5 protein-coding genes are annotated in these 6,710 nt (G+C 66.9%); 1 reads left to right on the top strand and 4 read right to left on the bottom strand.

Annotation, left to right across the window (positions count from 1 at the left end):
• Positions 1–350: 350 nt before the first annotated feature.
• From JHC57_RS02945 to purT, 4 genes are all read right to left on the bottom strand, one after another.
• Positions 351–854 carry a hypothetical protein gene (locus JHC57_RS02945; RefSeq protein WP_294028519.1) on the bottom strand — a complete coding sequence of 168 codons (504 nt, stop codon included), beginning with the start codon at positions 852–854 and terminating at the stop codon, positions 351–353.
• Complete coding sequence (polA, locus tag JHC57_RS02940) at positions 851–3,661, bottom strand: DNA polymerase I (RefSeq protein WP_294028517.1); 2,811 nt, start codon at positions 3,659–3,661, stop codon at positions 851–853. The genes JHC57_RS02945 and polA overlap by 4 nt, the downstream gene beginning before the upstream one ends.
• Before the next feature lie 55 nt (positions 3,662–3,716).
• A complete protein-coding gene (locus JHC57_RS02935; RefSeq protein WP_294028515.1) occupies positions 3,717–4,787 on the bottom strand; it encodes a hypothetical protein in 1,071 nt (356 codons plus the stop codon).
• Between the two features lie 141 nt (positions 4,788–4,928).
• Positions 4,929–6,107: a formate-dependent phosphoribosylglycinamide formyltransferase gene (gene purT / locus JHC57_RS02930; RefSeq protein WP_294028514.1), complete on the bottom strand. Its 1,179-nt coding sequence runs from the start codon at positions 6,105–6,107 to the stop codon at positions 4,929–4,931.
• 125 nt (positions 6,108–6,232) lie between these two features.
• Between purT and JHC57_RS02925 the strand changes: the two genes are divergently transcribed.
• Complete coding sequence (locus JHC57_RS02925) at positions 6,233–6,709, top strand: nuclear transport factor 2 family protein (protein WP_294028512.1); 477 nt, start codon at positions 6,233–6,235, stop codon at positions 6,707–6,709.
• The last annotated feature ends 1 nt before the right edge of the window (position 6,710 follow it).

The following is a 6,710-nucleotide window of genomic DNA, read 5'->3' as shown; positions in this document are numbered from 1 at the left end:
GATGTTCTGCTGGATGCGGACCGGCGCCTTGGCGACGGGTTCGAACTTGCTCATGCGGACCCTTTGCTGCCGGCCGTCACAAAAATGACGGCCGGATGTCATCGGCGCGTCATAGAGGCAAAGTGATCGTTGCGAAAGGGCGGCGCGTTCGGCGCGGCGTGGAACTGCGCCGTTCAACCGCGCGAGCGTGCGATTCGGCGGTCGGTCGGGCGATCAAGGCGAATGTCCCGGCCGGTGCGACCGACTGGCTGGCCGTCGCGGGCGCATTGCTGCTGCTGTGGCTCCCGGTCGAACTGGCACGCGCGGGGGTGTCGGCGACAACCGTTTCGGTCCGCACCGAAACAGGTGCGTCAGTCCCGCCAGGGCCCGATCTCGCCGACCTCGCCGATCGTGCGGAAACGGACGGCGTCGTCGACCCATGCGACTTCCCACATCGGCGCGGGGCGCGCCCATTCGCCGATGACGAACAGCGGCAGCCTGTTCGCGGCGACGAAGGCGAGGTCGTCCGCGGTCGGGCCCGGGATCGTCGTTTCGTAGCGCTGGTGGACGCGGATGACCGCCAGCGTCGTGGCGGGCGGCGCGGGAAGCGACTGGCGCACGGGAAAGCCCATGCTCGCGGCGACGGCCGGATAGCCCTTGTCGTCGCGCGCGATCAGCAGCACCTTGTCGGCGTTCGCATAGGGGCCGCCGACCGCGCGGCCGACGACCTTGCGGCCTGCGATCGCCGCGAATTCGCGCAGATCGGTGTCGGCGATCGGGGCGGCGCGCGCGGGCGCGGCCGCCGGTGCGGCGGCGGACGGCGCGGCGACCGGATCGGCGACGAGCGCCGCGGCGAGCAGCAATGCGGCGATCAATGCGCTTCGCCCCAGCTCCTGCCGGTGCCCACCTCGACCTCGAGCGGGACCGACAATCGGAGCGCCGGCTCGGCCGCACCCATCATCACCGTGCGGATCACTTCGCCCGCCGCGGCCGCCTTGTCCCCGGGTGCCTCGAACACCAGCTCGTCGTGGACCTGGAGCAGCATCCGGACGTCGGAGAGGCCGGCGTCCTCGAGGGCTTTGGGCATCCGCGCCATCGCGCGCTTGATGAGGTCGGCGCTGGTGCCCTGGATCGGTGCGTTGATCGCGGCGCGTTCGCTGCCCGCGCGCTCGTTCTGGTTCGCCGCCTTGATGCGCGGGAACCATGTCTTGCGGCCGAACAGCGTCTCGGTGTAGCCCTTCGCCCGTGCATTCTCGAGCGTGTCGGTGATATAGTCGCTGATCCCCGGAAAGCGCTCGAAATAACGGGCGATCAGCGCCTGCGCCTCGTCGGGCGTCACTTCGAGCCGGCCCGCGAGGCCCCAGCGCGAGATGCCGTAGAGAATCGAGAAATTGACCGTCTTCGCCTTGCCGCGCGTGTCGCGGTTGACCTCGCCGAACAATTCGATCGCGGTCGCGGCATGAATGTCGTCGCCGCGGGCAAAAGCCTCCTTGAGTTCGGGGACGTCGGCCATATGCGCCGCGAGGCGGAGCTCGATCTGGCTATAGTCGGCGGCGAGCAGAACATGCCCCGGCGCGGCGATGAAGGCGTCGCGGATCTGGCGCCCGGTCTCGGTGCGGATCGGGATATTCTGGAGGTTCGGGTCGGTCGACGACAGCCGTCCGGTCTGCGCGCCGACGAGGCTGTAGCTGGTGTGGACGCGTCCGGTCCTCGCGTTGATCTGTTGCTGCAGCGCGTCGGTATAGGTCGACTTCAGCTTCGCGAGCTGCCGCCATTCCAGTATCTTGCGCGCGATGGACACGCCGTCGCGTTCGAGCCGCTCGAGCTCGCTCTGGTCGGTCGACCAGTCGCCCGACTTGCCCTTGCGTCCCCCCTTGAGGCCCATCTTGTCGAAGAGGATCTCGCCGAGCTGCTTGGGGCTGCCGATCGCGAAGGGCTGCCCCGCCTCCTCGTGAATTTCGCCCTCCATGCGCAGCATGTCGTTCGCGAATTCGCCCGACAGGCGCGCGAGATAGTCGCGGTCGACCATGATGCCGGCGCGCTCCATTCCCTCGACGACGGCGGCGAGCGGGCGGTCGACCATCTCGTAGACGCGCGTTCCGCCCTCGACGGGGAGGCGGAGCTTCAGAAGCTTCCAGAGGCGCCACGCGACCTCGGCATCCTCGGCGGCATATTGCGTCGCGCGGTCGAGCGGCACTTCGGCGAAGCTGATCTGCGACTTGCCCGTCCCGCACACTTCCTTGAACGAGATGCAGACATGGTCGAGGTGGAGCTTCGCCAGTTCGTCGAGCCCGTGCTGATGCTTGCCTGCATCGAGCGCGAAACTCATCACCAGCGTGTCGTCATAGGGCGCGACGGTGATGCCATGCTGTGCGAGCACGCCGATATCATATTTGAGATTGTGCCCGACCTTCAGCACCGCCTCGTCGGCGAAAAGTGCGTGCAGCCGCCCGATCGCGTCGGCGAGCGGCACCTGCTCGGGCTTTTCGGCGAACATGTCGGTACCGCCATGGCCGAGCGGGATGTAGCAGGCCCGGCCGGGGCCGGTCGACAGGCTGACCCCGACAAGCTCGCCGGTAACGCTGTCGAGCGTCGCGGTTTCGGTGTCGATCGCGACGACATGTGCCGCGCGCGCGGCCTCGATCCAGCGATCGAGCGCCTCGATCGTCGTCACCGTCTCATAGAGCGCGCGGTCGATCGCCGGCATCGGCGGCAAGGTCGGGGTCGAAGGGCCGCTGGCGGGTGCGGCCGGCGCGGCGGTCGCGCGCGGCAGCGTCGGCGGTCCGCCGGGCGTGCCGCCGAGGTCGAGCTTGGCCGAAAGCGAGCGGAAGCCATGTTCGTCGAGGAAGGTCTTGAGCGGCAGCGGCGGAATCGCGCCGAGCTTCAGGTCGTCGAGCGCGTCGGGCAGCGGACAGTCGCGCTTCAGATCGACGAGGATGCGCGACAGTTCGGCCATCCCGCGATGCTCGATGAGGTTGTCGCGGAGCTTCGACGCCTTCATGGTCGCGGCACCGTCGAGCGCGGCGGCGAGGTTGCCATATTCCTGGATCAGCTTGGTCGCGGTTTTCGGACCCACACCGCGCACGCCGGGGACATTGTCGACGCTGTCGCCCATCAGTGCGAGCACATCGCCGACCAGATCGGGCGCAACGCCGAACTTCTCGTTCACCGCTTCCAATCCGAGGCGGACATTCTTCATCGTGTCGAGCATGTCGACGTGCGGGCCGTCGGCGGGCTCGCGGATCAGCTGCATCAGATCCTTGTCGCTACTGACGATCGTGACGTCCCAGCCCTCGCGCACCGCGGCTTCGGCATAAGAGGCGATCAGGTCGTCGGCCTCGAAACCCTCCATCTCGATGCACGGCAGCGAGAAAGCGCGCGTCGCGTCGCGGATGAGAGGGAATTGCGGGCGCAGATCCTCGGGCGGTTCGGGGCGGTTCGCCTTGTACTGGTCGTAAATCTCGTTGCGGAACGACTGGCTCGAATGATCGAGGATCACCGCGAGGTGCGTCGGCCCGTCGGCGTCGTGCAGGTCCTTCGCCAGCTTCCACAGCATCGTCGTGTAGCCATAGACCGCGCCAACGGGCACCCCCTTGGGGTTCGTCAGCGGCGGCAGGCGGTGATAGGCGCGGAAGATGTAGCTGGAGCCATCGACCAGATAGAGATGATTCTTTTCGGACATGGCGCGGGGTGTAGCAGGGCATTTCCGCCTGAGCGAGCGCCGGGTGCAGATCGGATCAATCGGCCAGCTTTATCTGGTCGACCACCCAGTCCCCGGTCTGCCGTACCCACATCATCTGAAGCTTTCTCGCATGACGCTCGGGTTTTTCCGCACCTGTGCCGGCGCCGTGATCGGCCCAATGGAAGGTCGCTGTCATTTCCACCCTGTCGGCATCGAGACCGGTGGCCTCCTCGACTTCGAAATAGACATTGTCGGCTTTGGCGAACAGGGCCCGCAGTTCGCCCCAATCGGCCTGCTCGCCTTCCTTGAGGCCCTGCGAAGCCAGGCGGAAATCGGCGCGCAGCAGGTCGGGCCAGCTCTTTCCCTCTTCTTCCGCGCGGAAGATCAGGGGATAAAGGTCGCGGTAGATGCTCATGACATGCCCTGCGGCGAGAGTGTCCCCGCGAAGGCCCATGCAGGCCTCGATCAGCGCGATGCCGTTGCGCATGCGGTCGGCGTCGAGCGACGAACATTCGCCGAAGGTGCCGGCTGCCACCTCGGCCAGTGTCGTCCCGAAGCGCTCGGTCGGGCTGCCTTCGCAAGCTGACGCGGTCATGGCGCGGCTTTCGGGGTCGAGCCACAACTGGCCGACGACAAAGGATGCGAGCCGGCGCGGATCGCCGCTTTCGAAGCGCGACACCCAAGCGTGCAGACAGATCGCGGCGTCGTCGCCTGCCTTGGTTTCGGGCGCGAGGCGGCGATGCGCGGTGGCGGCGTCGCTTAGAATGCGGTCCCACGCTTTCTCGGGGATCGGGCGCGTCCATGTCGTCGGTTGCGCGCCACCCTTATCCCGCGCTCGGCGTATCTCGATGACTGGCGGCGCGCCCTTCGCGCGGATGGCACTGATTGCGAGCACGTCGAGGCCATAGCCATCGACATAGAGCATCCGGCGCACCATAGTGCCGTCGGCGGCCATCGTTTCCACGGGACGAAGGCCGTAACGATCGTGCCAAGCCCTGACCGCGGCGTCGGAGCAGCGATCACCCCCACTGTCGTCGGCACAGCCCGACGCGAAATCTTCCAATTCCTGCGCCGACGCCGGAGCCGCCAGCAGCGCGAGGATGGACAAGAACAGGGCACGCATCATCCAAGGGTCTCCTTGCCAGCCATATTGGGCCGCGTGAGCGGCGGCGGGTCACGATGGAGCATGCCCCTGCCCGGTGTAGGGCGTGATCGCCGGCAGGTCGACATGGTCGCGTCCTTGCCGAGCTGTGGCGGACCGCGCGGTTCATCGATAGTCGATGATGAGCTTCGATGCCGCGTCGACTGCTGCTGTTCGCGCGTCGTCGGTGGTGCCGCCCGCAACCTTGGCGAGCGCAACGCCCATACGGCGATAGGGGCGCGTGACGGGTTTGCCGAAGATGCGCGCATCGACCGCGGTTGCGGCGTTCGGCTGCGTGAGCGCGTCGGCGAGTCCCGTTATCGCGAAATCGGCCGCGTCGCGGTCGGCGAGAAGCACGGCGCTGGCGCTCGCGTCGGGGACCGCGATCGCGGGGATCGGTAGGCCGAGGATCGCGCGCGCGTGGAGGTCGAATTCGGAGAGCGATTGCGAGATCAAGGTGACCATGCCGGTGTCGTGCGGGCGCGGCGAGAGTTCGGAAAAGATCACCTCGTCGCCCTTCACGAAAAATTCGACGCCGAAGATGCCGTGGCCGCCGAGCGCATCGACGACCTTGGTCGCCATATCCTGCGCCGCTGCCAGCGCCGCATCCGACATCGCCGCGGGCTGCCAGCTTTCGCGATAGTCGCCGCGTTCCTGCCGATGGCCGATCGGGGGGCAGAAGCTCACACCATCCTTGTGACGGACGGTGAGCAACGTGATCTCGTAGTCGAAGTCGATGAACGCCTCGGCGATCACGCGCAGCCGGTCGCCGCGCATCCCGGCGGCGGCATAGTCCCACGCGGCGTCGACGCCGGCGGCGTTCTTCACCGTGCTCTGCCCCTTCCCTGAGGAGGACATGACGGGCTTCACGACGAGCGGAAAGCCGATGCGTGCGGAGGCGGCCGCGAGTTCTTCGCGGGTGGTTGCATATTCGAAGGTCGAGGTTTTGAGGCCAAGCTCGCTCGCGGCGAGGTCGCGGATCGCGTCGCGGTTCATCGTCAGCTGCGCCGCGCGCGCCGAGGGCACGACATGGAAGCCTCCGGCCTCGACCTCGGCGAGGATTTCGGTGCGGATCGCCTCGACCTCGGGAACGATATGGTCGGGACGGTGCCTTTCGATCGCGGCGCGGAGCGCATCACCGTCGAGCATCGAAAAAACCTCATATTCGTCGGCGACCTGCATCGCGGGGGCGCCGGCATAGCTGTCGCACGCGACGACGTGGCAGCCGAGGCGCTTCGCTGAAATCGCGAACTCGCGGCCAAGCTCGCCCGAACCGAGGAGGAGGATTTTTGCGGTGGGGGTCATGGCGCGCCTTTTCGAATCCGATGCGCCTCCACAGCCGAAATCGCGTCGCCGCGCAATGCACGTTTGTTCAACGCGACCGGCCGGCGCGCCACTAGAATGCGTCGTGACGGACAAGGAGAAAGATCATGCACGCCATCGCCGAACCCGAACGGGCGCTGCCGACCGAGGCGCTGTTCGACCGCTATCATGTGGGCTGGGAAACGAAGGACGTCGACCTGATCGCGTCGTTGCATTCCGCCGATACCATTTTCCGTCTTCACGACGGATCGCCCGCAGTCGAAGGGCGCGAGGCGCTGCGCGCGCATTGCCGGCAGCTGTTCGCGACCTATGATTTTTCCATGATCATGGGGAAAAGGATCTTCGGCCGCGATTACTGGACCTTCGACTGGGCGATGGTCCTGACGCTCGCGATGCCGGACGGCACCGCCTTTGTCGCGCATGTCGGCATGCTCGACGTTATCCGGGTCAACGCCGGCGGCGAGGTCGTGAGCAAACATGTCTATCCCGATATCGCGCGGATGGAGGCGGCCTTCGCGCGGGCCGGGATCGCGCGACAGATGCGCCGCCGCTCTCCTTGCGCGCGGGTCCCGGCGGGTGAATGAT

The sequence above is a fragment of the Sphingopyxis sp. genome, from assembly GCF_016463645.1.
Classification (GTDB): domain Bacteria; phylum Pseudomonadota; class Alphaproteobacteria; order Sphingomonadales; family Sphingomonadaceae; genus Sphingopyxis.
Note: the sequence above shows the minus strand (reverse complement) of the source record. Positions and strands in the feature narration are given on the sequence as shown.

Coding starts and splice junctions, on each gene's coding strand:
- polA (WP_294028517.1), bottom strand. CDS start 3,661: ATGTCCGAAAAGAATCATCTCTATCTGGTCGATGGCTCCAGCTACATC.
- JHC57_RS02935 (WP_294028515.1), bottom strand. CDS start 4,787: ATGATGCGTGCCCTGTTCTTGTCCATCCTCGCGCTGCTGGCGGCTCCG.
- purT (WP_294028514.1), bottom strand. CDS start 6,107: ATGACCCCCACCGCAAAAATCCTCCTCCTCGGTTCGGGCGAGCTTGGC.
- JHC57_RS02925 (WP_294028512.1), top strand. CDS start 6,233: ATGCACGCCATCGCCGAACCCGAACGGGCGCTGCCGACCGAGGCGCTG.